We start from the raw sequence: 23257 nt of genomic DNA on the forward strand, positions 1-23257 counted from the left end.
CCCGCCTTACCACTCACGACCGGCCGCGGGAGAGCTCGCAGCCACCCGCGGTGATCCTCCGCCTGGCGGGTCAGTGAGTGGTAAGGCGGGTTCTAACCCGCCTTACCACTCACGACCGTCCTTGCGAGCGGGTGGGCGGCCCGGCGGTTCTGCCGCGCCAGCTCGACCGTCGTCGCGATGCGGCGCCCGCGGGTCTCCGGCCGCTTGGCCTTCGCGATCCACTCCAGGATCAACCGCCGCGACGAGGGCGGGAAGCCCTCGAAGTTCCCCGAAGCCACCGCATCCGCCTCGAAGGCACGCCGCAGATCCGCCGGCACCACCCCGTCCTGAGCCTCGGCCAGCACGTCCCAGGTCCCCGTCCGCCGGGCGAGGTCCACCACCGCCTGACCCGCCGGCGTCATCAACCCCGCCGCGGTCAGCCGCGACACCCGTTCGCGGTTCACCCGGCTCCACGTGCTCGACGGCTTCCGCGGCGTGAAGCACAGGTACGTGCTCTCCGCGTCGCGCCGCAGCGCCTTGCTGTCGATCCAGCCGAAGCACAGCGCCTGCTCCATCGCCTCGTGGATCGCCACCCCGGGCCGCGCGCTCCCCTTGCGCCGGATCACCAGCCACACCGAGGTCCGGTCCGGAGCCGCCAGCCACCTCCGCCACTCCCCGGCCGATGTGACCTCCAGCACCGCGATCCCGTCGATCTTCTCCATGCCCTCATCGTCCCGGCTTAAGTGTTCATCTTCTGAGCACTTTCGCCCGGGAACAATCACCGGCCTTCCGACGTAGCGTCCTGTATGGAGACCCCGTTGAGCACCGACCGGCTCGTGATCCGGGACTGGACGGTGGACGACGCCGAAGCCGCGTTCGCCATCTACGGCGCGGAGGACGTCACGCACTGGCTGACCCCGGCCATGGACCGCGTGGGCGACATCGGCGCGATGCGCGCGGTGCTGCACGCCTGGCAGGAGGCGCAGCCGAACCTGCCGCCGCCGCGCGGCCGCTGGGCCGTGGAGCGCAAGGAGGACGGTGCGGTGATCGGCGGCCTCGGCATCCGGCTGCTCCCGCCGTTCGAGGAGGACCTCGAACTGAGCTGGCAGCTCAGCCCCGGCGTCTGGGGCAAGGGCTACGCGTCCGAAGCGGCGACCGCGCTCATCGAGTGGGCCTTCACCCAGGACACCGAAGAGCTGTTCGCCGTCGCGCGGCCGAACAACACCCGCGCGATCGCCGTCGCCAAGCGGCTCGGGATGAACTGGGTCGGCGAGACGGACAAGTACTACAACCTGCGGCTGCAGGTGTACCGGATCCGGCACACCGACCTCATCGGCTGACCGGCTCCAGCAGGAAGACGCGGATCTCGCGGTGGCCGGCCCGCACGGCGTACCGGTCGTACGCGGGCCAGTACGCCGCGACCGCGTCCCACATCTCCTGGCGCTCGTCCCCGGTCAGGAGTCGCCCGGTGACCTCGACGGTCCGGCCGCCGATCGCGACCGTCGCTGCCGGGTGGGCCAGCAGGTTCGCCGACCACGCCGGGTGGGCCTCGCCGCCCCAGTTCGAGCCGATCACGACGTAACCGCCGGCCCGCTCGACGTACAGCAGCGGCACCTGCCGGGGCTCGCCGCTGCGGCGGCCGATGGTCGTGAGCAGCAACGTCCGCAGCCCGACCGCCGCGCCGACGCCGACGCGGCCGCCGCTGATCCGCAGCAGCACCCGGTCGGCGGGCACGAGCGCCCGCCCGAGCACCGCGAACGCCCTGCTCTTGCCGAACCCGGCGAAAACACCTCGCAAACCGGTCACGGCCGAACCCTAGCGCCGCCGGACCGATGCGCACCGGGCCGCCCGCGAAGCGTCGCGAATGACTCATTCGCGACGTCGCAGGTCCCGAATGAGTCATTCGCGACGTTGGGGAGCCGGGTTTCTGGCAGGGTCCGCTCATGACCCGCCCCGAAACCGCCGCCGAGGTCTTCGACGCTCTCGGCACGGACTACGAACACGCCTTCCGCACCGCGACCGCGCAGCGGGCCGCGCTCACCGACCTGCTCGCGGCCCTGCCCCCGGAGGCGAAGGTGCTGGACCTCGGGGCGGGCACCGGGCGGCCCACCGCGGAACTGCTGGTCGCGGCCGGCCACGACGTCACCGGCTACGACGTCGCCCCGAAGATGGTCGAGATCGCGCGGAGCCAGGTGCCCGCCGCCCGCTTCGAACTCGGCGACATGCGCGAACTGTCCTTCGCGGACGGCACGTGGGACGCGATCACGGCGTTCTTCTCGATGCTGCAGCTCCCCCGGCCCGAGCAGGAAACCATGATCGGCCGTCTCGCGGCCTGGCTGAAGCCCGGCGGCCTGCTCGTCTTCGCCACCGTGCCCGCCGACGTCGACGGGTCGACATCGTCTTCATGGGGCACCCGGTCCGCGCGAGCAGCTTCACCGCCGCCGCGCTCGCCGGGCTGCTGCGCGGCGCGGGGCTCGAAATCGTCCGCGAGGACCAGGCGGAGTTCGTCCCCGACCACCCGGGCGCCGGGCCCGAGCCGCACGTGTACCTGACCGCCCGCAAGCCCGCCTGAGCCATCAAGACCCCACGACCTCGATCACCCGACGGACATGAATTTTGCTCAACTTCGTGCATGTCCCGGGCGGGGGACCCGAGCTAAAGTGAGGGATGGGCATCGAAGCTCTGGCCAAGCCGGTACCTCGCGAACACCGCGAGCTCGTGCGCGAGATGCTGGCCAGGCTGCCCGAGTTCGCCGATCGCCTCGCCCGGCTGCTCGGCGAGCAGGACGAGTTCTACCGGCAGGTGGAAGAGGCCGCCCCGGGCGAGCTGCGGCAGGTCTGCGAGGCCAACCTCGAACGCGCGCTGACGGCGCTGGCCGAAGGCCGCGGGCTCGCCCTCGACGCCGCCCGCAAGACCGGGCTCGTCCAGGCGCGCCAGGGCATCCCGCTGCCCGCCGTGCTGCGCGCGTTCCGGATCGGCGGCACCTTCGTCTACGAAGCCCTGCTGGAGCTCGCCGGCCCGGAGTTCCTCAACCCGACCCGGACGATCGAGATCAACTCCTACGTCTGGAAGGCGATCGACCTCTACTCCGACGCGCTGACCACGGCGTACGAGCAGGTCGCGGCCGAGCCGTCGCACGCGAACGCGCGGCTGCTGGACGACCTGCTGCGCGGCCGGCTCGTGAGCCAGGCGGACATGGAAGCCGCCGCACGGGAGCTGGGCCTGCCGACCGCGGGCATGTTCGTCGCCGTGGTGACGGAGCGCGTCGAGCCGGACGAGCACGACTCCGTCGAAGCGCTGCTGCGGGCGCGGCGCTGGCGGTCGGCGTGGCGGCCCGGCGGCGAGGCGGGCCTGGTCGCGATCGACCGGATCGAGGACCTCCGGCGGCTGCGCGAAGTGCTGGGGTCGCTGCCGCTGGCGGCCGGGATGAGCAGGCCGTTCACCGGGTTCCCCGACGTCCCGGACGCCCTGCACCGGGCCCGGATCGCCCGCCGCTCGCTGCCGTCGGCGACCGCGGGCGTGGTGGTGTTCGGCGATTCGCCGGTGACGACGCTGGTGGCCGCCGCACCCGGGATGGCCCGCGACGTCGTGCGGTCGGCGCTGGCCGGCGTGCTCGCCCTGCCGGGCGCGGAACGCAAGGTCCTGCTCGACACGCTGCTGGCGTGGTTCGCCGGCCACGGCTCCGCGAAGGACGCCGCGGACCGGCTGTTCGTGCACCCCAACACGGTCCGCTACCGGTTGCGGCGCGTGCAGGAGCTGACCAAGCGCCACCTCACCGACCCGGTGGACATCGGCGAGCTGTACGTCGCGCTCGAGTCGGTGCGCCTGGACCCGGAGCCGGATTGATCGCTTTTCGATTACTACCGATTGACTTTCGATAGGAACCCGGCGATAGTCGGCGCATGATGACCGAGAAATGGGCCGTTGCCGCGCTCAGGTTCTTCCTCGTGGTGCTGTTCGGCGTCCTCGTCGTGTTCCAGACGATGTCGCTACCGGGCGCGATCGCCTACCACGCCCAGCAGAACCCGCACGACGCACCGCTGCGCTGGCCGCTGACCGCCGTCGCGGTGTTCCTGGTGCTGTGCGTGCAGGTGGTGGTCGTCGCGACGTGGAAGCTGCTGACCCTGGTCAAGAAGGACCGGATCTTCACCACCGCGTCCCTGAAGTGGGTCGACGCGATCGTGTGGGCCGTCGCCGCCGCGTGGGTGGTGTTCGCCGGCATGCTGCTGCTCGTCGGCTTCAACGCGGACGACCCGGGGATGCCGATGCTGCTGTTCCTGGTCACCGTCGCGATCACGGTGATCGGCCTGCTGATGGTGGTCATGCGCACCCTGCTGCGGCAGGCCACCACGCTCCGGTCCGACCTGGAAGCGGTCATCTGATGCCGATCGTCGTGCGCATCGACGTCGAACTGGCCAAGCGCAAGATGAGCGTCGGGGAGTTCGCCGAGAAGGTCGGGCTCACACCGGCCAACATCGCCGTGCTGAAGAACGGCCGCGCGAAAGCGGTGCGCTTCAGCACCCTGGAAGCCATGTGCCGGGTCCTCGGCTGCCAGCCCGGCGACCTGCTCGAGTGGGTCGAAGACGAGCTTTAGCCCAGGTCGGCGGGCCGCACACGCAGCTTGGCGGCGATCCGGGCGAGCGCTTGCTGATCGGCGGCGGTGAGCGGGTCGAGCACGGCCAGGACACTGCGCACGTGCGTCGGCGCGGCCGCCTCGACCACCTCGAACCCGGCATCGGTGAGAGCGACCAGGGTGTACCGGCCGTCGTCGGGGTCGGGCGAGCGCCGCACCCAGCCGCGCTGCTCGAACCGCTTGACCACATTGGACAGCCGGGACAGGGAACCGTTGGCGAGGAAGGCCAGCTCACTCATCCGCAGGCGGCGCTCCGGCGCTTCCGAGACGTGACTGAGCGCGAGGTACTCGAACAGCGTCAGGCCCGCTTCGTGCTGCAACGGCGCCTCCAGCCGTCCCGGGAGCAGCAGGATGAGCGAGACCAGCCCGGTCCAGGCTTCCTTTTCGGCCGGGCTGAGCCAGCGCGGCCGGTCCGCGCCTGCGCCGCCCGGTGCGGTTTCGGCCATGACGGAACCCTACCCATCCGGTCGTGACTTCACGCTTGAAGTAAGTCCGTGGTACGTTGACTTCAAGCGTGAAGTCAATCGGAAGGTGTTCCATGTTCTTCGTGACCCCGGGCTACGGCCCGCGCCACCTGGCGGCCCTGCACTACAGCCAGGCGGTCCGGATCGGCGATCGCGTCGAGATCTCCGGCCAGGGCGGCTGGGACGACGAGACGAGGTTCCCGGAGGACCTCGAGAAGGAGATCGTCCAGGCGTTCGACAACGTGGAGCGCACCCTCGCCACGGCGGGCGCGACCTGGGCCGACGTGGTGGCGGTGGATTCGTTCCACATCCCCACGGCCGACGACACCATCGGCGACGACCACACGCGGGTGATGGTGGAGCAGTTCCGGCAGCGGATGGGCGACCGCGCCCCGATCTGGACCCAGATCGGAGTGGCGGCGCTGGGAGCACCGGGAATGCGCGTGGAGATCCGGGCGACCGCGGTCGTCGGCCAGGGCTGAGCAGTAGCCGCAGCCTGGGGTTCCCCAGGTCGCCGGGGACGGTCCCGCCTCAAGCGCCCCAATGTGGCGTTCGGTGCGTCCAACGCACCCAATGTGGCGTTCGGTGCGTTGGACGCAACCAACGCCACATTGGGGCGCATGGACCGGGTCGTGAGCGTCGGCCGCGCTGAGCCGGGTGGCCGCGCGCGCGTTCGGCCGAGCCGGGCGGGGCGGGCGGGCGCGCCGGACGGGGCGGGCGGGCGGGCGTGCCGGGCGGGGCGGGGCGGGGCGGGCGGGCGTGCCGGGCGGGGTGGGCGGCCGAGCCGGGCGGGCGGGCGGGCGGGCGACCGTGCCGCCGGGCGAGCGGCCGTGCCGGGCGGGCGGCACAGCCGGGCGAGCGGGCCGCCGGGCGGGCGGCGTGGGTGGGGCGAGGGGTGGGGGCGCTAAGCCGCGTCGGTCTCGACCAGGCGGGCCAGCTCCAACAACGTTCGCTCGAAGCCCGGGCCCGCGGTCAACGCCACCGTCAGCGGGCCGCCGCGCCGATCCCTTCCCACCGGCAAAGCCACCGCCGGCTCCGTCCACTGGGGACGGTCCATGACCGCCGAGACCACGACGTCCGGGCGGGGTGGGCGGTGGCGGCGGCCGCCCGCGTCGAGGTCGAGGACCACGTTTCCGTGCAGCGACAGCAGGGCCGCGACGTCCGCCACCGCGTCGCGCAGCTCGCGGTCGGCGATCGAGTCCGAATGGGCGCCGATCGCCGGGTGGGCCGGCTCGGCGTTGCGGGTCAGGCGGGGGACGATCGCGCCGAGGTCGCCCGAGGCGCACGTCAGCACCCGGATGCCGGGCACGCCCGCCAGGGGGTCGGCGAGCGTGATTCCCGCGCTCGCGGCCGCCGCCACGATCCGGGCCCGCCAGCGCGCGGTCGCCGCGATGGCGACCATCGAAGGGTCCTGGGGCAAAAGGGGATTTCTCCTTTGCGGTCCGGCGCGGCGGAGTGCGGATCGTCAGATGGTGGGCCCGCGCCCGTTGTGCCCGGGAACAAACATGTTTGGTCGATTGGTCCGAACGGGGGTGCCCGTACGACCTTCCGGTCGCCTCGGGTGTCTGTGACCGCCGGTCACACTTTGACGCGCGACGTGGCGCGGGCCACTATCCGTGCACCTGATTACCGCCGGGTAATTTGGGTGTCCGCAGTACGACCCAGGAGGACCGTTGCGACGAGCTTTCGGCCTGATCTTGCTGGCACTGGGGGTTTTCGCGGTCGCCGGTGCAGCGCTGCTGCCGACCTACGTCTACCCGAAGCTCGCCAAGGTGCCGCTCGACCAGGATTCGACGTCGGTGCTGGAAGGCACCGCGAGCAAGGTCCTCGCCGTGACCGACGACGGCTCCGGCCCGGTCACCGAGATCCGCGAGAACAGGCGGCTCACCGCGACCGCCCGCGTCCAGGCGAACTTCGCCCGGCCCGAGATGCACCAAGACACCGATTACGCGGTCTGGCTGCTCGCGGTGCAGGTCAAGGACGACGCCGACGGCACTGTGCTCAGCGCGAGCAAGCGCCAGGTCTGCTTCGACCGGCGCACCTCCGAGGGCTACGACCCGCGTGGCGCTGCCGACCCGAAGTGCACCCGGGAAAGCAGCTACGTCACCGACCTCAAGGAGAAGGCCGACAAGGAGGGCGAGAAGCCCCCCGAGGAGAACGACTACAAGGCCCAGCCCGGCCTGAACTTCAAGTTCCCCTTCGGCACCGAGCAGAAGGACTACCCGGTCTACGACGACAACACCGGCCAGGCCGTCACCGCCCGGTTCACCGGCACCGAGACGGTGAACGGGATCGAGACCTACAAGTTCGTCCAGAACATCCCCGACACCAAGCTCGAAACGAAGCAGGTGCCCGGCTCGCTCGTCGGCGCCACCGGTTCGAGCGTCGACGCGGACCTGTACTACCGCGGGGTCAACACGATGTGGGTGGAGCCGGTCACCGGGGTCGAGGTGAAGCAGCAGCAACAGCAGCACCAGGAACTGCGCCCCGCCACCGGCAGCCCGACCGTCGTGTTCGACGGGACGCTGACCTACAACGGCAAGACGATCGCGCAGATGGTCGACCAGATCGACGAGAACAAGGGCAAGCTGGAGTTCCTGTCCAGCACCGGCCCGCTCTGGCTCGGCATCGGCGGCGGCGTGCTGATCGTCGTCGCGCTGTACCTGCTCCTCCGCCGCCGCCCGGCCGCCCCGCCGGCCCCGCCGCAGCGCCGGCACCGGGTGCCGGTGGGCGCCGACCGCTAACGCCTTCGCAGCACCAGAACCAAATTCCAGGAAGCAATTTCCCGGAGGCCGGGAATCCGCACGATCCACATCGCCCAGCTCGGGTGGTACCGCGGATACCCGGCCACCAGGTCGGCGAGCGGCGTCGCCTTCGCCCAGCGAAGCGCGGCGCCGACCGAAACCGGGAACAGGCTTTCGCCGAATTTGTTCTTCGGCTGCTTGCCGAATTTCCGCCCGTAACGCTCCCGGGCGTAGTGACCGCCGAGGAAATGCCACGGGGCCGTCTCGTGGCCGCCCCACGGCGAATACCACGGCGTGAACGACGCGAACACCGTGCCGCCGGGCTTGGTCACCCGGCACATCTCGGCGAGCATGACCCACGGCTCGCTGACGTGCTCCAGCACGTTCGACGAGTAACAAACGTCCACGGATCCGCTGCGCACCGGCAGTTCCGTGCCGCTGGCGCGGATCATGTTCTCCCCCGGCTCACCGCGGGCGGACAGCTCGCCGACGTCCGGGTCGAGGCCGAGGTAGACCGCGCCCGCCGCGCGGAACGCGTCGGAGAAATAGCCCGGCCCGCCGCCGACGTCGAGCACCGTGCGGCCGGACAGCGGAGTGTGCGCCGCCAATTGCCGGACGGAGTCGGCGGCCAGCGCGGAATAGAAGCCGTCCGGGTCGGTCTGCTCGGTGAGGAATGTCCGGAAGAGGGTCACCGAACGACGGAGCGTGGCGCGATGCGGCTGCGCCGTCGCGGCGATAACCGGATTACCTACCATTGAACCGTCGCTTTCCCGAATACGTTCATCTACTGTGTACGCACCAGTAACCTAGCACCGTCGCTACAGTTTGGATAACCCGATGGAACGTCCTCGTGTGCTCCTCGTCAACTGGCGCGACACCGGCCACCCCGAAGGCGGCGGTTCGGAGCGGTACGTCGAGCGCATGGCCGAAGGCCTGGCCAGAGCGGGCTACCGGGTCGAGATCCAGTGCGCCGCCTACCCGGGCGCGACGGCGGGCGAATGGCGCGACGGCGTCCGCTACCGGCGGCGGGGCAACAAGTTCGGCGTCTACGCGCACGCGCTGCGCGCGATCCGCCGGGCCCGCGCCGATCTTGTGGTGGACGTCCAGAACGGCCTGCCGTTCTTCGCCCGGCTGGTCGCCGGCTGCCCGGTGCTGGTGCTCGTGCACCACGTCCACGAGGAACAGTGGATCAGCGCGCTCGGCGAGACGCTGGGCCGGATCGGCTGGTGGATCGAGTCGCGGCTGGCGCCGTGGCTGTTCCGCGGGTGCCGGTACGTCACGGTTTCCGAGGTCACCAAGGCGGAACTGGCGGAGCTGGGCGTCGAGCGCGAACGCGTCACGGTGGTCCCGAACGGCCTCGACGAGCCACCGCCGTGCGCGTCCGAACGGGACCGCGAGCCGATGCTGGTCGCGGTGAGCAGGCTGGTGCCGCACAAGCGGATCGAGCACGCCATCGACGTCGTCGCGCAGCTCGCGCGGCGCTGGCCGTCCCTGCGGCTGGAGGTCGTCGGCCAGGGCCCGTGGGACGACGTGCTGCGCGCCCACGCGGCTTCGCGCGGCGTCGCGGACCGGGTCGTCCTGCACGGCTGGGTCGACGAGCAGGCCAAGCACGAGATCCTCGCGCGGTCGTGGGTGCACCTGTGCCCGTCGGTCAAGGAGGGCTGGGGCATCGTCATCATGGAGGCGGCGGCGCACGGCGTGCCCTCGGTCGCCTACCGCGCCGCCGGTGGTGTCACCGAGTCCATTGTGGAAGGCCGGACCGGCCTGCTGGCCGACGACTTCGACGATTTCACCGCCCAGGTCGACCACCTGCTCGCCGACGGGCTGCGACGCGCGGAGATGGGCTTGGCGGGCGCCGAGCGGGCCGGGAAGTACAGCTGGGACTCCAGCGCCGGGCAGTTCGAGTCACTCGTGCGGGAGGTCTCCGGACGGCCGGTGCCCCGGCCGCGGACCCTGGTCCCGTACCGCGTCCCGGAACTCGCCCAAGAGCCGGGCGGCGGCGGGCGCGTCGAAGTCCTTGCGGCGGGCGCGCACGGTCACGGTGGTGGTGGCGCCGGTGGTCGCCGCGCCGAACGCCACGCCTGACCGCCCGCTCGCGGCGGGGTAGAACGCCAGCGACCGCACGGTGTCCCCGGTGTCGACGACGCCGAGGTTCGACACCAGGAACGTCGAGCCCAGCCTGCTCGCCAGCAGCCGGGTGCCCAGCCGGGCGAGCCGGCTGCTGCGGGCGGGGAAATCCGGCTCCGGCGGCTGAGCCTCGAGCACCTCGGCGACGTCCGCGCCGCGGCCGAGGCGCAGCCGGAAGAAGGCGCTGTCGTGCACCGGTTCCGGCGCGGCACCGGACCGCCGTGACGCGCCCAGCGCGGCCACGACCCGGGCGGTGCGGGCGCCGTGCGCGCGGTTCCAGCGTTCGGTGGTGCGGACGGCGGCCGCGACGAACCCCGCGGCACCCAGCCGCAGCCGCGGCTCGTGGCACGCCACGAAGACGTCTCCCGCGGCCTCGCGGTCGCGGTCGGGGGTGATCCGGCCCGGTGGCGCAAAAAGCGCCTCGGCGAGCCGCTGGAGAGCCGAAAGGGCAAAGGGTTTGCCGCCCGCCCGCTCGCCGATCCCCCGCGCGCCCGAGGAAACCGGGACGTCGAGGAGGATGCCGAGCAGGGCCAGCAGGCCGAGGCCGTCGAGAGCGCCGTGGTGCGCGGCGACGAGGAGGGTGGGTTCGCCGACGGCGACGCGCACCAGAGGCGCGCCGCGTTCGTAGGGCGCCGAAGCGAAGCGGTCCCGGACGGTCGCCAGGTCGCCGATCCGCTCGATTTCCGGCACCGCACCGAGGTGCGGGTACTGCTGGACCGCGGCCGCCAGCCGCGCACGGAGTTTCTCCGGTTCCGGCGCGGCCGCGCCGAGGTCCGCTTCGAGGAGGATGCTCCAAGAAACGGTGGGGTCGCCGTAGAGCCCGATGACGCGGTGCGCGTGGTCGGAGGCGAGCCGGGTCACGCGTCAGCGGTCCCCGTAGATCTTGAGCGGATGGTCGGCAGGGTTGTACTTCACCTGCGCGTTGAGCTTCTGCTGCACCGGAGCCGCCGTGTCCGGGTCCGCGCTTTTGATGAGGGCGAAACCGCCCGCGGTCGCCGCTCCGCCGCCGATGATGACGGCGACGATCGCGCCGATGACCGTGCCCACGTGTCACTCCTTCCGCGGCGGGGAAATCCTGCCGCGGCCCAATGTACGCATCGGTAACATGCGGCACAACAGTGCGACGCACAGCAATGTGAGCGCTACTCCGTTCGCCAGCAAGGCGGGCGTCCACGAGATCGCTTTCACCGCCGGCACACCCGGGGTCCGGTACAGCGTCAGCCATTCACCCGACCACACCCGCGTCGCGTCGGCGAGCAACCGCGGGTCGACGTAACCGGGTGTCCCGTGTTCGACGAGGATCCAGCCGATGCCGGCGGCGGTGAGCTCCCGCGCGGACGTCGCGGCCCGGACGTCGCCGATCCTCGGGTCTTCGCCGGCGATGCGTTCGGCGCCGACCTGCAGGGTGTCGTCCATCAGCACCGGTTTCGGCAGCACGCGCGGCGCCGGGTCGAGCTGGGTGCGGCCATCGTTCCAGGCGAACCCGCGGAACGCCGAGAGCGGCAACGCCAGCACGTCACCGGGCCGGTCACCGAGCTTTTCGGACACGACTCGCCAGTCGGCCGGGTACTGCGCGGTACCGAGCCGTCCCCAGCCGCCCCACGCCAGGTCCGGCATGGTCAGCAGCGGGAAAACGGCCGCCGCCGTCACCAGGGCGACGCGGCCCTGCGCGGTTTTCAGTTTCGCCGCGGCGGCTTCGACGGCCAGCGCGAACCCGACGGCGAGGGGCAGGGCCCACCACGCCACCCACTTCTGGGCATCACGCAGCAGTCCGGCGCCGGGCAGGTACCGCGTCGCGGCGGTGAGCAGCGCGTCCCCGCCCGGCAACGTCGCCAGCGAAGCCAGCAGAACGCCCAGGACGCCGAGAGCGGTCAAGGAGCGGACCGGCGCCTTCCCCCACCGCTGCGCCAGCGGCCACAGGCCGGCGATCGCGAGGGCGACGATGACGAGCGTCAGCACCGGGACCAGCGGCACGGCCCGGCTGCCGGGCACCGTTTCGGCGTTCCAGATGCCACCCAGCCCCAGCACGCTCAGCAGCGCGGGACCCCAGCTTTCGGCGCGGGCGCTGAACGCCGTGACGCCGTCCGGGTCGGAGAACGTGCCGCCGGCGTTGAGGAACGTCGGCACCAGCCAGGGCAGGTTCAGCGCGATGGCGAGCGGAACGGTCTGCCACAGCCGCCGGGAACCGGCGGCCACCACCATCACGGCGGCCGCGAGGATGCCGCCCGGCGGGGTCAGGACGGCCGGCGCGCAGGCGATCACCAGCTTCGGCAGGGAATTCGGTTCGTGCTTGCGCGCGGCGAGCCCGGCGAGGGCGATCCACGGCAGGCACGCGTACGTCAGCAGCAGCGGCCAGTGGCCGATGAACAGCCGTTCCGCGATGTACGGCGTCCAGGCGTAGGCCGTCGCGGCGACGAGCCGGGTGCCCAGGTGTTCGGTGGGGACGAGCCGTCCCGCCCCGAAGGCGGCGAAGAAGATGGCCAGGAGCAGGACGATTTTCTGGACGATGTCCCCGGGCAGCACGGTCGTGGCGAGCGCGACGGCCGCGTCGGCGGGAACGGACCGCGGGAGCGTGCTGCCGAGCCCGAAGGCGTCCGGCACGAAGTACTGCCGCGGCGCGAACACCATGTCGTAGCTCAGGACGAACCCGCGGCCGAGCAGCGGCGCGCAGACGGCGAACGCCAGCACGGCGGACAGCGCCGGGAGGGCGAGCCGCCTGCTCGGTGCGTCCACGGCCCTTCCTTTCCGTTGCGCGCGCGGTTAGGGTCCCTGGTCATTACCCGCCGGTAATGGGAGCCCGCCGTTGAGCGTAGACACCGAAGTCCCGGCGCGGACCGGCAACCGGGTCGCGGCGATCCTCGTCTCGCTCGCGCTCGCGGGCAACAACGCGGCCAGTTACGTGCTGAGCCTGGCGGCCGCGCGGATCCTCGCGCCGGGCGCGTTCGGCGAGCTGAGCTCGCTGCTGGCGGTGCTGGTGATCGGCGTCGTCCCGGCGATGGGCCTGCAGACGGTGGTGGCCCTGCGGGTGGCGCGCTCGCCGTCGCTTTCCCAAGGTTCCTTGTTCGCGCTCGGCCTGGTGACGAGCGCGATCGTCGCGACGACGGCGTTGACGCTGAGCCCGTTGCTGGTGCTGTTGCTGCACCTGGGTTCGCTGGCCCCGGCGCTGCTGGTGACGGCGGCGCTCGGGCCGTTGACGCTGCTCGGGGTGTTCCACGGTCTCCTGCAGGGCAGCCACCGGTTCGCGGTGCTGTCCGGGCTGATCGCGCTGGAGGGCGTCGGCAAGGTCGGCGGTTCGCTGGTGGGGCTGGTGGTCTCGGGGTCGCCGACCGGGGCGCTGGCCGGGGCGGCCGTCGGTTCGCTGGTGGTGGTCGTGGCGGGCTGGCAGCTCTGCGGCCGCCCGCGTCCCCGCTGGGCCGACCGCCACGGCGGCGAGGTGCTCCACACGGCGCAGGCGATGCTGGCGCTGGTGCTGCTGGTGAACCTCGACCTGGTGCTGGCCCGCCACACGCTGCCGGCGGGGGCGGCGGGCGAGTACGCGCTGGGGGCGATCGTCACGAAGATCGCGTACTGGCTGCCGCAGGCGGTGGGGGTGCTGGTGCTCCCCCGGTTCGCCGTGTCCGACCGGCGTCGCCGGGTCCTGCCGGTGGCGCTTCTGGTGTGCGGCGGCCTGGACGCGTTGGTGCTGCTGACGTCGCTGGTCCTGGGGCCTTCGTTGCTCGCCGTGATCGGCGGCGCGCGGTACGCCGGGAGCACGATGCCGGTGTGGCCGTTCGCGCTGGCGGGCTCGATGCTGGCGCTGGTCCAGATCCTGCTGTACGCCCGCCTGGCCGACGGCGACCGCCGCGTGACGGTGCTGATGTGGACGGCGGTGGCCGTGGAGGCGTTGCTGATCACGACGTGGCTCCACGGCTCACCCACCCAGGTGGTCACGGCCGCGGCCTGCACCGCCGGCGCGTTGGCCGCGGCCGGCGCCCTCCTGGAGCTCCGCCCGCGCAAACCGGCCTGAGCAGCCCCGCGCCCTCCGGCGGAAGCGTCACTTTCCCTATGAAAGTGACGCTTCCGAATCTGTAGTCAGGAGGGCTTCGGGAGGCTACGTCGTCGTGGGTTCCGTGGGGTTTTCCTTGCGGGTGAACCAGTCCACGCATGTGGACACCATCGCTGCCGCGGCCAGGAGCAGGGCCGCCTGGGTCACCGGGCCGTAGGCCCAGTCCTGGCCGTGGCCCAGTACCCGGCCCGTCACCGACACGGCCGCCGCCACCGCCATGCCGCCGAACGCCAGGTACCTCGGGGCCCGCTCCGAAAACTGGCGGGCCAGCAGGCACGCGATCAGCAGCACCACCGGCAGCATCCCGCCCAGCACCACCAGCAACCCGATCAGCACCACCGGTGTCCACGAACCGCCCGGGGAGATCGTGAAGCGACGGCGGTGGGCCGGCCACGCCACGCCCACCAGCAGCGCCAGCACCGCCGCCGCGCCGATCAGCAGGCTCAGGCGGTAGTGCGTGTCCGGGGTGAACGACAACAACACCACCCCGCCCGCGCCCGCCGGGACGATCCACGCCTGCTGCCAGCCGTCCACGCGGGTGCGCGTCAGCTGCTGACCGTCCAATGTGGCCACCCAGCCCGCGTTCGCGTTCTCCGGGACCGCCAGCACCGCCTCCGCACCCGGCCCGACCGTCACCGACCGCGACGTCGCGTCCCAGCCGCCCACCTGCACCGCCCGGTGTGCCGGCGGGGCCGCGGTGACGTGCGCCGGACGCAGCCACAGATCCTGGACCACGAACGACTCCGACCGGTCCGTCCGCAGCTCGTGCCCGCCCGCCGGCAGCGCGATGCCGCCCTCGGAGTCCCGGCACATCCCCAGCGCCAGCGGCCGGTGCGCGGTGATGTCGGACAGCTTGCCCTGCACCGACGTCCGGTAGTCGAGGCCGTCCAGGTGGACGTTCGGCCCCGACCCGCACGGCACGGTGAACGCCGGGTCCGGCGCCGGCAGCAGGTCCGGGCTGCCGGACAGCGCCAGGCTGCCGACGCCCACGACCGCACGGGCCGCGGGATCGTCGTCGTCGCCCGGCAGCACGATCTGCAGCTGGTCGGTGTCCAGCGGCTCGAACGACGCCGACCCACTCGCGTCGAGCTGCACGGTCCGCGTCCCCGACCGGCCGGCCAGCTCCACCTGCCGGGGCGCGCGAGCCCCGCTCGACGGCGGGACTTCGATGCGCAGTCCCGAAATCCGCTTCGGCGACGGCCACCCGAGGGTCAGCGTGGGCCGCAGGTCGGTGACGTCGGGGCGCCACGTCGTGCCCGGATCGCCGTCCACGGCCGCGAACCCCGCCGCTGCCGGGTCGCCGCCCAGCTGGGACGTCGACGCCACGGTGACGCCGGGCAGCGACACGGGGTTGCGCCCGCCGCCCGCCGGCAGCACCGAGCCGCCGACCAGGTACGTCTCCTCGGCCGACGTGCTGAACAACCGCCGGATCCCGTCGGGTTCCTCGCCGTCACGGGCGGCGGAGGCGTCGCACCGCACGGCGTCGCCGGCCGGCAGGCACGCGTACCGCGGCTGCGCACCGCGCGTGAACACGAACCCGGGCGCCGAGCCGGTCGGCAGGTCCGCGGGCACTTCCAGGGCCCGCTGCGGCTCGGTGCCGGGGATCTTCAGCTCCGCGATGCCGACGTTGCCGTCCTGGCGCCCCACCACCAGCGACAGCAGCGTGATCCGCACCTTGCGGGTGACCCCGGCGGCGACGGAGTACTCGTGCGGCCCGGCGCCGCGGATCACCTGCTGGTCGACCGAGCCGTTGTCGGTCGTGATCCGGATCCGCGTGGCCGGCCAGCCCACGCGCAGGTCGTCCACCAGCTGCAGCTCCACCGAGTTCACCAGCCGCGGGGTGTCCAGCTCCACCTCGAGCCACTGGCCGATCGGGCCGGTGAACGACGACGAGTGCCACGCCGTGCGCGGGTCGCCGTCGATCGCGGCGAACGGCTGGTGCCCCGGATCCGAGCCGCCGAAGGCGTCGGCGAACGAAGCCGCGGTCGACGCCGTCACCGAGCGGATGCCCCGGTAAGCGGCCACGGTCTGGTGCTCCGCCCCGGGGAACGGCAGCAGGTCGCCCGCGGCCCGCTGCTGGCGGTAGGCCTCACCGGCGGTCAGGGTCTGGCTGAGGTTGTCGCGGACGCCGCCGACGTTGCGTTCGGCCCGGCGCAGGCCGTCGGTCACCAGCCGCGGGCCGCCGGGCGACCCGCCGTCGCCGGTCAGCACCGTCGGCGTCGCCGGGCCGAGCTGGCCGGAGCCGATGAGCGGCAGCAGGTTCTCCGGACCGCCGCTCACCGTGGGGACGTCCTCTGTGGACGTCGCGGTGGCGAGCGGCACCGGCCGCTGCACCTCGTAGACCTCGAGTGGCCCGAACTCCGCCGCCTTCGCGATGCCCGGCGAGCCGGCCAGCCCGGCGCGCAGGGTCGCGATGGGCGGGGCCGTGGTCCGCTCGCGGTCGATGTCGTTGCGCAGCAGCAGGAACCGGTAGCCGGAACGCGCGAGCAGCGCGGCGAGCCCGGGGTCGCCGCGGCCGTCCGCCAGCGCCGCGTCGACGGAGTCCATCAGCCGCGTGTTCCCCTCGGACCCCAGCGGCACCTGGTTGCGGACCGCCCACGGGCTCCGCGCGATCGCCTGTGCGGGCTCGTCGACCGTGCGGCCCCAGTCGTATTCGCCGAAGCCGGTGGCCGGCAGCAGCAGCGTCCGCGCGTTCGGATCGGCCTTGGCGACGTACGCAAGAGCGTCGTACCAGTAGCCGGGCACCGCGTCCCAGCCCGGCCCGGACCGCAGGTTCAGCAGCCACGCCGGCGCGGCCATCACCAGCACCAGCAGCAGGCCCAGCGCGGGCCGCAGGAAGCGCCGCGGCGACTGCACCCGCACCGGGCTCGAAATGCCGTGCACGAACGCCAGCATCAGCGGCAGCCGCAGCACCGGCTCGAACTTGTGGACGTTGCGCAGCGGCGCGAGCGGCCCGTCGAGCAGGTGCCGGACCTGCTCGGCCAGCGGGCTGTCGAGCGTGCCGACGTAGCCGATGGTCAGCAGGGTCAGCCCGGTGGCCACGCCGAGCACGAGGAACCGCCGTTCCGGCAGGCCCCGCCGGGTCAGCCCGAAGAGGCCGACACCGGCGACGAGCCCGGTGGCGAGCATCAGCACCGGGTTGTCGATCAGCGACCAGCCGCCGGGCCACCACGGCGTGCCCTGCACGACGTAGGCGACCCACTGGTTGGTCCCGCGCAGCACCTCGAACAGCGACATCGGCGCGGTGGTGTTCGTCGCGGACTCGATGTAGTCGAGGAACGGCAGGCTGTACTCGCCGAGCAGCAGCAGCGGCAGGATCCACCACAGCGTCGCGCCGACGACGAAGACGAACCACCACAGGACGAGCTCGACGTGCACCCGCGTCCAGCGGCGGGTCAGCAGCCACAGTCCCGGCAGGACGAGGGCCATCACGACCATCGCGCCGTTGACGCCGCCCATGCACAGCACGGCCACCGCGGACAGCCCGGCGGCCCGCCGCGGCGAGCCGATCGCCCCGGCCCGCACGAGCGGCACCAGCACCCACGGCAGCAGCACCGCGGGCAGCATTTCCGCGGACAGCCCGCCGATTTCGGTCAGCATGCGCGGCGCGAGCGCGTACCCGAGCGCGCCGATCAGCCGTGTGCGCTCGGTCCCGATCTTCATCGCCCGCGCCAGCAGCAGCGCGCCGCCGAACGCGGCCGACAGCAGGACCGCGCCCCAGAGCCGTTGCGCGATCCACGCGGGCACGCCGGTGGCCTGGCAGAGCGCGAAGAACGGGCCCATCGGGAAGAGGTAGCCGTACGCCTGGTTCTGCAGCTCGCCCGCGGTGGCCTGCGGGTTCCACAGGTGCAGGGCCCGGCCGAGGAAGGCGAGCGGGTCGACGGCGAGGTCCAGTTTGGTGTCGAACGTCGTCTTCCCCGGCAGCTGCAGGAATGACAACGTGGTCAGGGCCAGCACGATCCAGGTGCTCGGCCGGCGGAGGAACGCACCGGGCGAGAACTTCCGGTCGCGTCCCGAAGGTGGGGCGTCGTCCCGGGTTCGTGCACGGGTGCCGGTTACCATCCGGTAGATACTAGGCGGAAACCTGGCTACCATGTGCCGACGATCCTCCCGAATTCAGGCAGGTGCGCCATCTCGTTCGAAGATGCCTGGGCCTTGGCCGAGCCGGTCAAGGGCTGGATGACGCGCGCGCAGGGCGAAGCGCTGTGGAACGCCGCGTGCCGGCTCGAAAAGGGTGACGTCATCCTGGAAATCGGCAGCCACCAGGGCCGGTCCACGATCGTCCTCGGCGCCGCCGCCCGCACGGCCGGGGCCACGGTGATCGCGGTCGACCCGTTCGTCGACGGCAGGCTGTTCGGCGGATCGCCGACGCGGCAGCTGTTCGAGCGCAACATCCGGCGGGCCGGGCTGGACGACGTCGTCGAGCTCGTCGCCGGTTACAGCACGGAACTGCGGCCTGACTGGGACCGCCCCATACAGCTGCTTTACATCGACGGCAAGCACGACTACTGGACCTACACCGACGACCTGCGCTGGTCGGCGCACCTGCCGCCGGGTGCCGAAATCCTGGTCCACGACTGTTTTTCCTCCATCGGCGTCACGCTCGGCACGATCGCGAAGGTCCTCTTCGGACGGCGTTACACCTATGTGGACCGGGCCACGTCGCTGGCGCGGTTCCGGCTGGCGCCACCGTCCACGGCGGACCGGCTGCGCGTGCTGGCCCAGCTGCCGTGGTTCCTGCGCAACGTCGGGATCAAGGTGCTGCTGCGGCTGCGGTTGCGGCCGGTGGCGAGGGTGCTCGGGCACGACAGCCCGTACGACCCCTACTGAGGTCGTGAGTGGTAAGGCGGGTTAGAACCCTACTTGCCACTCACGACGGGCTTGCCCACCTCGACCTTCGCGACGCACACCGGCGCGCCCGGGCTCGACAGCTGCACGCCGATGTGGTCGAACAGGCCGTCCACCGGCAGGTACAGCGTGTGCAGCCCGGCCTGGAACCACACCGGCGTCCGCTCGACCAGCCCTTCGCCACCGTCCGAAGTGTAGTAATCGAGCTTGAGCAGGTGCCGGCCGAGCACCGGGGTGTCCAGCGGGATGCGCACCGGCGTTTCGCCGATGGTGTTGCCGCAGTTCGGGACCGGGCCGGGCACGCCGCGGGAAACCGGGTCCACGCCGGTGATCCGGTGCGGGGTGCCGGTCGCGTCGAGCACGTGCAGCCGGCTCGACGGCTGGTCGAAGTGCGTGCCGGGCAGCAGGCCGACCACCCGGGACGCGCGCGAGTCCGCCCCGAACCATTCGTGCACCACATCGGACGGGACGAACGTGTCGTAGAAGACCAGCTCGGGATCTTCCGCGATCGCGGCGCGCACATTGCCGATGTACTGCCCGGAATGTTCGAACCGCAGCGGCGCGGAAAGCCGCGGAAATCCCACCGCGGAGCTGACGAGCAGGAGCACGCAGACAACGAGCGCGATCGGCCGGGCACGGTTGCCGCCGGACGGCGCAATTCCTCCGGGCGGCAGGAAGGCGAAAGCGCCGCAAAGGGCGGCCACCAGCACCAGGTCGGCGACGTACCGGGGGTCGTCGCCCGCCCCGGGGCCGACTTCGCGCAGCCGGGTCAGCGCGAGCAGGGCGACGTCCACGGCGAACACGGCCGCGAGCAGCGCCCAGGCGGCCCACGCCCGCCGTCCGCCGGTGCGCACTCCGGCGATCACCACGGCCAGTGCGGCCGCCAGCAGCAGGACGACCACCGCGAACGGCAGCGGCGCCCAGGTCGCACCCGCACCGGCGCCCGACCACGGCCCGCCGGCCAGTCCCGGCAGCAGGGTGTCGCCGAGCATCCGCCCGGTCAGGTCGGCGACGGTGCCGGCCGACATCGGCTGCGCACCCGCCCCGACCTGGCTCGACGTCACCACGAAGAAGACGGCCGCGAACCCGGCCAGCAGCACGGCGTGCCCCGCCCAGTAGCGGACGTGCTCCCGGAACGACCGGCCCAGCAGGACGGTCACCCCGGCCAGCAGCACCGGGATCACCGCGGCCTTCTCGTAGAAGGCCAGGCCGAACAGCGTCCAGGCGAAGGCGCCGAGCCACCAGCGCCCGCCGTCCTGGACGAACCGGACGTGGGCGTGCAACGCGCCGGCGGCGGCCAGCACCACCGGCACCAGCTGGACGCCGTAGGACCACCACAGCGTCGGGACCAGCAGCAACGTCGACGCCGTGAACACGGTGAACGGCACCAGGATCGCCCAGCGACGGCCGAAGCAGCGCACCAGCAAGCACCAGAACAGCACCGTCGCGACGGCCCGCATCAGCAGCAGCGGCGCCATCAGGAGCGGGAAGTCCAGCGGCGCCCACCACGTCAGCACCGCGGCGAGGAAGAACCCGCCGGGCTGCAGGTGCCCGTGGTAGTCCTGGAACAGGTAGCCGAGGTCGAACGGCCCGGCCGCGGCCGCCCGGTAGGTGACGACGAAGTCGTCCTGGGCGAGACTGCCGTGCAGCGCCGCCCACGCGTGCAGCGCGAACGGCACCACGCCGGCCACGAACGCGGCGATGACCAGAGCGGACGGTCTTCGGATCGCCCGTGGCGCGGGCTTCTCGGTCTCCAGCAGCACGGGGTCCTCACTTCTTGCACGCGGGCGGCTGGCACATGAGCTTGCTCAGTGCCTGGTAGAAGACGTCGGAGATCTTGCGCGGGTCCGGCGTGGTGAAGGACTCGCCGCCGGTCGCGGCGGAGACCTGCGCCAGCTCGCTCGCGTCGATGTCGGGACCGATGCCGATCCCGATCACGGGCAGCGGTTTGCGCGGGTCCTGCAGCCGGCCGAGCTCGGCGAGCAGGCCGGGCAGCCCGATCGAGTCGCCGTCCTCGTTGCGCCCGTCGGTGAGCACGACGACGACGTTGATCCGGCCGAGCTGCCAGCTCTGCCGGGCGTTCTGGTAGGCGGCGAGGATGGCGTCGTACAGCCCGGTCGCGCCGCCGGGCTTCGGCTTGACCGCCTGCAGCGTCGCCACCCCGCCCGCGGCGAGCTGCTGGGAGATCGGCCGCATCGGCAGCAGTTCCTTGTAGTCCTTGTCGCCGTCCAGCTTGGTCGAGAACAGCCACAGGCCGATCTCGGTCGTCGGCTTGAACAGCCCGAGCCCCTGCGTCGCGGCTTCGAGCGTGAGCGCCATCCGGCTGCGGCCGCTGCCGGGCACGGTGGCGGCCATCGAGCCGGACACGTCGAGCAGCACCTGGACGCGGGCGCTGAGGTTCGCCCCGGCCCACGCCTGCAGCACGCCGTACATCGCTTCGGGCGCGGGCGGTCCGGCCGGGCGCGGGGCCGCGTTCGTGCGGGTGTCGCGCGGCCGGTCGCCGAGCAGCTGCCCGGACGGCGTCCGGAACCCGCCGTCGGCGAACGTCTGGGTGGCGGTCTGGTCGAGCAGCAGCCGCAGGAACCGCTCGGCCGCCGAGCGGGAGGCCTCGGAGGCCCGCGGCAGCACGACGTAGGGGTAGTCGAAGCTCGGCACGCCGGCGGCGGGGTACGCGGCGACGAGCTTGCGGGCCAGCACGGACTGCTCCGACGCCGGCCACGCGGTGTAGGGCTCCTTCACCGCCGACAGCCTGCGGATCTCCTCGGTGAAGGCCGCGGCCGGGTCGGGGGCGTCCTTGGTGACCTGCTGCAGGCCGATCAGCGCGGCGATGGCGGCCGGGTCCCGGCCGGGGTCGGGCAGCCCGACCGGGCTTCCCGCGAGGACGTCCGACCAGGACGGTGACTTCGCCGGCCAGCCCGCCTGCTTCGCCACGTCGTCGGTGAGCGCCAGCACCACCGGCGAGCTCGCCACCGGCTGGCCGGACTCGGGGAGGTTCCACGCGCCGCCGTCGCGGGCCTGCAGCAGCCAGGTGCTGGACTCCGGCACCCAGACGTCCGGCCCGTTCGCGCCGTTGGCCTCCAGCGCCGTCGCGGTGGCCGTCGACGGGCTCGCGGTGACCTCGACGGCGTAGCAGTCCCGCTCGGGGACGGTCCGGGCGAGCGTCGTGAGCACCGGCGCGATGTCCGGCGCGGCCGTGACGAGCACCGCGGTGGTGGTGTCGCAGCCGCTGCCGGCCAGCCGGTCCTTCAGGTAGTCGACCCCGGCCCAGGCGAGCAGGGCGACCACGAGCAGCGCGCTCAGGACGACCACCCGTGCGTCGATCCGCCGGGCCCGCGCCGGGTGTGCCGCCATGCACGTCCCTTCCCTCGTGAGGTGGTGGCAGCTTGCCAGCCGGGTGAGCGGGAAGCCAGTACCGGAAGCGGAACGTCACCACCGGCGCGTGAGCCGGCGGTGAAGGAATTGCGTCGTGCGGCCGTTTTGGTGACGGACAATGCGGGAGCCGCATTTTTCGCTTAACGACCTTCAGACGCGGGTATCTGCACGATGGCGGATCGCGGAATGTGATTTCGCCGTCCCCGAAACGGCGATACGGCACCGAACGGAGACGCAACCCGTGCGCACGATGTACGACGCGGTCACGGCCGCGAACATCCCCGCCGATGCCCGGATGGTCGCCGGGTACATCGACAAGATCAAGCTGGAACCCTGGTCGGCCGCGGACTGGGGGCGGTTTCCCCACGCGGTCAAGGTCACCATCGTCAAGAAGGCCGGGACGAACGACGGGCACGTCCTCGACGTCGAGCCCGGCGACGCCACCCCGGCCGAGGCGCCTGGCTGGGTCCGGATGCGCCGCGCGGCGGGCGCGGACCCGACGATCTACTGCAACCTTTCGACCTGGCCGTCGGTGCGGTCGGCGTTCTCGTCCGCGGGCGTCGCGGAGCCGCACTACTGGATCGCGCACTACAACGGCGATCCCGCCATCCCCGCGGGCGCGATCGCCAAGCAGTACCTGGGAAACATCGCCCCGGGCTACGACGTGTCGTCCGTCGCCGACTACTGGCCCGGCGTGGACGGAACCGACCCCGTCTCGACTGGAGTGGAGATCATGGAACGCATCACCGTCACCCCGCCGAACGCCGAGGAGAACGCGGTGCGGGTGTTCCTGTCCGGCAGCCCCGGCGCGGCGGTCGTCATCCGGCCGCGCCTCGGCGGCGACGGCTTCTCGAAGCCGATGTGGGTGGGCAACATCTTCGCGTGGGGCAACGACCGCCAAGGCGTCGGCCACAACCCGGCCCAGACGGGCGGCTACAACGCCAGGCTCACTTCGCACCGGCGCTACGACCTGCCGGGCGCGGTGTGGGCCGACATCAACTACAGCTCGGCCGACCCGTTCGAGATCGACATCGTCGGGTAGCCC

The 23257-nt window shown here is 72.3% G+C and carries 21 protein-coding genes; 11 read left to right on the plus strand and 10 right to left on the minus strand.

The genetic code is table 11. The annotated features are described in order from the left end of the window. Nucleotides 1–92: 92 nt before the first annotated feature. A complete protein-coding gene (locus Q5425_RS08150; RefSeq protein ID WP_308671509.1) occupies nt 93–701 on the minus strand; it encodes a YdeI/OmpD-associated family protein in 609 nt (202 codons plus the stop codon). Between the two features lie 84 nt (nt 702–785). On the opposite strand from Q5425_RS08150, the gene Q5425_RS08155 reads away from it, so the two are divergent. Then, nucleotides 786–1319 (plus strand): GNAT family N-acetyltransferase, encoded by a 534-nt coding sequence (locus tag Q5425_RS08155; RefSeq protein ID WP_308671510.1) that lies wholly within the window; start codon nt 786–788, stop codon nt 1317–1319. Here Q5425_RS08155 and Q5425_RS08160 read toward each other — a convergent pair. Beyond that, complete coding sequence (locus Q5425_RS08160; RefSeq protein ID WP_308671925.1) at nt 1309–1776, minus strand: nitroreductase family deazaflavin-dependent oxidoreductase; 468 nt, start codon at nt 1774–1776, stop codon at nt 1309–1311. The genes Q5425_RS08155 and Q5425_RS08160 overlap by 11 nt on opposite strands. Nucleotides 1777–1922: 146 nt before the next feature. Between Q5425_RS08160 and Q5425_RS08165 the strand changes: the two genes are divergently transcribed. The 4 genes from Q5425_RS08165 to Q5425_RS08180 all read left to right on the plus strand — a co-directional run bounded on the left by Q5425_RS08165 (nt 1923) and on the right by Q5425_RS08180 (nt 4573). After that, nucleotides 1923–2531, plus strand: coding sequence for a class I SAM-dependent methyltransferase (locus tag Q5425_RS08165; RefSeq protein WP_308671511.1), 609 nt, complete (start codon nt 1923–1925; stop codon nt 2529–2531). A 115-nt stretch (nt 2532–2646) separates the two neighbouring features. Further along, complete coding sequence (locus Q5425_RS08170) at nt 2647–3825, plus strand: helix-turn-helix domain-containing protein (protein ID WP_308671512.1); 1179 nt, start codon at nt 2647–2649, stop codon at nt 3823–3825. A 56-nt stretch (nt 3826–3881) separates the two neighbouring features. Next, nucleotides 3882–4361: a DUF2975 domain-containing protein gene (locus Q5425_RS08175; RefSeq protein WP_308671513.1), complete on the plus strand. Its 480-nt coding sequence runs from the start codon at nt 3882–3884 to the stop codon at nt 4359–4361. Next, nucleotides 4361–4573, plus strand: coding sequence for a helix-turn-helix transcriptional regulator (locus Q5425_RS08180; RefSeq protein WP_308671514.1), 213 nt, complete (start codon nt 4361–4363; stop codon nt 4571–4573). Before Q5425_RS08175 ends, Q5425_RS08180 begins: the two co-directional genes overlap by 1 nt. On the opposite strand, the gene Q5425_RS08185 is transcribed toward Q5425_RS08180, so the two are convergent. Next, nucleotides 4570–5058, minus strand: coding sequence for a MarR family transcriptional regulator (locus Q5425_RS08185; RefSeq protein ID WP_308671515.1), 489 nt, complete (start codon nt 5056–5058; stop codon nt 4570–4572). The genes Q5425_RS08180 and Q5425_RS08185 overlap by 4 nt on opposite strands. Before the next feature lie 92 nt (nt 5059–5150). Here Q5425_RS08185 and Q5425_RS08190 point away from each other — a divergent pair, with 92 nt between their 5' ends. Next, entirely contained in the window at nt 5151–5558 is a 408-nt protein-coding gene (locus Q5425_RS08190) for a RidA family protein (RefSeq protein WP_308671516.1), read from the plus strand. Between the two features lie 422 nt (nt 5559–5980). On the opposite strand, the gene Q5425_RS08195 is transcribed toward Q5425_RS08190, so the two are convergent. Further along, nucleotides 5981–6478 (minus strand): hypothetical protein, encoded by a 498-nt coding sequence (locus Q5425_RS08195; protein ID WP_308671517.1) that lies wholly within the window; start codon nt 6476–6478, stop codon nt 5981–5983. A gap of 271 nt (nt 6479–6749) precedes the next feature. Here Q5425_RS08195 and Q5425_RS08200 point away from each other — a divergent pair, with 271 nt between their 5' ends. Continuing rightward, nucleotides 6750–7820 carry a DUF3068 domain-containing protein gene (locus Q5425_RS08200; protein ID WP_308671518.1) on the plus strand — a complete coding sequence of 357 codons (1071 nt, stop codon included), beginning with the start codon at nt 6750–6752 and terminating at the stop codon, nt 7818–7820. Here the strand turns inward: Q5425_RS08200 and Q5425_RS08205 are convergent. Further along, nucleotides 7817–8512 carry a class I SAM-dependent methyltransferase gene (locus Q5425_RS08205; RefSeq protein ID WP_308671519.1) on the minus strand — a complete coding sequence of 232 codons (696 nt, stop codon included), beginning with the start codon at nt 8510–8512 and terminating at the stop codon, nt 7817–7819. The genes Q5425_RS08200 and Q5425_RS08205 overlap by 4 nt on opposite strands. Before the next feature lie 160 nt (nt 8513–8672). On the opposite strand from Q5425_RS08205, the gene Q5425_RS08210 reads away from it, so the two are divergent. Next, nucleotides 8673–9905, plus strand: a complete 1233-nt coding sequence (locus Q5425_RS08210) for a glycosyltransferase family 4 protein (protein WP_308671926.1) — start codon at nt 8673–8675, stop codon at nt 9903–9905. A 906-nt stretch (nt 9906–10811) separates the two neighbouring features. On the opposite strand, the gene Q5425_RS08215 is transcribed toward Q5425_RS08210, so the two are convergent. Together Q5425_RS08215 and Q5425_RS08220 are read right to left on the minus strand one after the other, a co-directional pair. Further along, on the minus strand, nt 10812–10994 hold the full coding sequence (locus Q5425_RS08215) for a hypothetical protein (RefSeq protein WP_308671520.1): 183 nt from the start codon (nt 10992–10994) through the stop codon (nt 10812–10814). Between the two features lie 3 nt (nt 10995–10997). Then, nucleotides 10998–12680, minus strand: a complete 1683-nt coding sequence (locus Q5425_RS08220) for a hypothetical protein (RefSeq protein WP_308671521.1) — start codon at nt 12678–12680, stop codon at nt 10998–11000. Nucleotides 12681–12750: 70 nt separating this feature from the next. Here Q5425_RS08220 and Q5425_RS08225 point away from each other — a divergent pair, with 70 nt between their 5' ends. Next, entirely contained in the window at nt 12751–13953 is a 1203-nt protein-coding gene (locus Q5425_RS08225; RefSeq protein ID WP_308671522.1) for a polysaccharide biosynthesis protein, read from the plus strand. A gap of 84 nt (nt 13954–14037) precedes the next feature. Here the strand turns inward: Q5425_RS08225 and Q5425_RS08230 are convergent, their stop codons facing one another. Beyond that, nucleotides 14038–18054 carry an alpha-(1->3)-arabinofuranosyltransferase gene (locus Q5425_RS08230; protein ID WP_308671523.1) on the minus strand — a complete coding sequence of 1339 codons (4017 nt, stop codon included), beginning with the start codon at nt 18052–18054 and terminating at the stop codon, nt 14038–14040. Between the two features lie 93 nt (nt 18055–18147). On the opposite strand from Q5425_RS08230, the gene Q5425_RS08235 reads away from it, so the two are divergent. Next, nucleotides 18148–18822, plus strand: coding sequence for a class I SAM-dependent methyltransferase (locus Q5425_RS08235; protein WP_308671524.1), 675 nt, complete (start codon nt 18148–18150; stop codon nt 18820–18822). Nucleotides 18823–18851: 29 nt separating this feature from the next. Here Q5425_RS08235 and Q5425_RS08240 read toward each other — a convergent pair whose 3' ends face one another. After that, nucleotides 18852–20600, minus strand: coding sequence for a hypothetical protein (locus Q5425_RS08240; protein WP_308671927.1), 1749 nt, complete (start codon nt 20598–20600; stop codon nt 18852–18854). Nucleotides 20601–20610: 10 nt separating this feature from the next. Next, complete coding sequence (locus Q5425_RS08245) at nt 20611–22191, minus strand: substrate-binding and VWA domain-containing protein (RefSeq protein WP_308671525.1); 1581 nt, start codon at nt 22189–22191, stop codon at nt 20611–20613. Between the two features lie 262 nt (nt 22192–22453). Between Q5425_RS08245 and Q5425_RS08250 the strand changes: the two genes are divergently transcribed. Beyond that, the gene (locus Q5425_RS08250; protein WP_308671526.1) at nt 22454–23254 is read left to right on the plus strand and encodes a hypothetical protein; all 801 of its coding nucleotides are present in this window, start codon (nt 22454–22456) and stop codon (nt 23252–23254) included. Nucleotides 23255–23257 lie beyond the last annotated feature (3 nt).

It is taken from the genome of Amycolatopsis sp. A133, assembly GCF_031082405.1.
In the GTDB taxonomy this organism is placed as follows: Bacteria; Actinomycetota; Actinomycetes; order Mycobacteriales; family Pseudonocardiaceae; genus Amycolatopsis.

What these genes read in the sequence shown, in the direction of transcription:
- Q5425_RS08150 (WP_308671509.1), bottom strand. Translation starts at nt 701, where the DNA reads ATGGAGAAGATCGACGGGATCGCGGTGCTGGAGGTCACATCGGCCGGG.
- Q5425_RS08185 (WP_308671515.1), bottom strand. Translation starts at nt 5,058, where the DNA reads ATGGCCGAAACCGCACCGGGCGGCGCAGGCGCGGACCGGCCGCGCTGG.
- Q5425_RS08230 (WP_308671523.1), bottom strand. Translation starts at nt 18,054, where the DNA reads ATGGTAACCGGCACCCGTGCACGAACCCGGGACGACGCCCCACCTTCG.
- Q5425_RS08180 (WP_308671514.1), top strand. Translation starts at nt 4,361, where the DNA reads ATGCCGATCGTCGTGCGCATCGACGTCGAACTGGCCAAGCGCAAGATG.
- Q5425_RS08175 (WP_308671513.1), top strand. Translation starts at nt 3,882, where the DNA reads ATGATGACCGAGAAATGGGCCGTTGCCGCGCTCAGGTTCTTCCTCGTG.
- Q5425_RS08190 (WP_308671516.1), top strand. Translation starts at nt 5,151, where the DNA reads ATGTTCTTCGTGACCCCGGGCTACGGCCCGCGCCACCTGGCGGCCCTG.
- Q5425_RS08245 (WP_308671525.1), bottom strand. Translation starts at nt 22,191, where the DNA reads ATGGCGGCACACCCGGCGCGGGCCCGGCGGATCGACGCACGGGTGGTC.
- Q5425_RS08155 (WP_308671510.1), top strand. Translation starts at nt 786, where the DNA reads ATGGAGACCCCGTTGAGCACCGACCGGCTCGTGATCCGGGACTGGACG.
- Q5425_RS08195 (WP_308671517.1), bottom strand. Translation starts at nt 6,478, where the DNA reads ATGGTCGCCATCGCGGCGACCGCGCGCTGGCGGGCCCGGATCGTGGCG.
- Q5425_RS08170 (WP_308671512.1), top strand. Translation starts at nt 2,647, where the DNA reads ATGGGCATCGAAGCTCTGGCCAAGCCGGTACCTCGCGAACACCGCGAG.
- Q5425_RS08165 (WP_308671511.1), top strand. Translation starts at nt 1,923, where the DNA reads ATGACCCGCCCCGAAACCGCCGCCGAGGTCTTCGACGCTCTCGGCACG.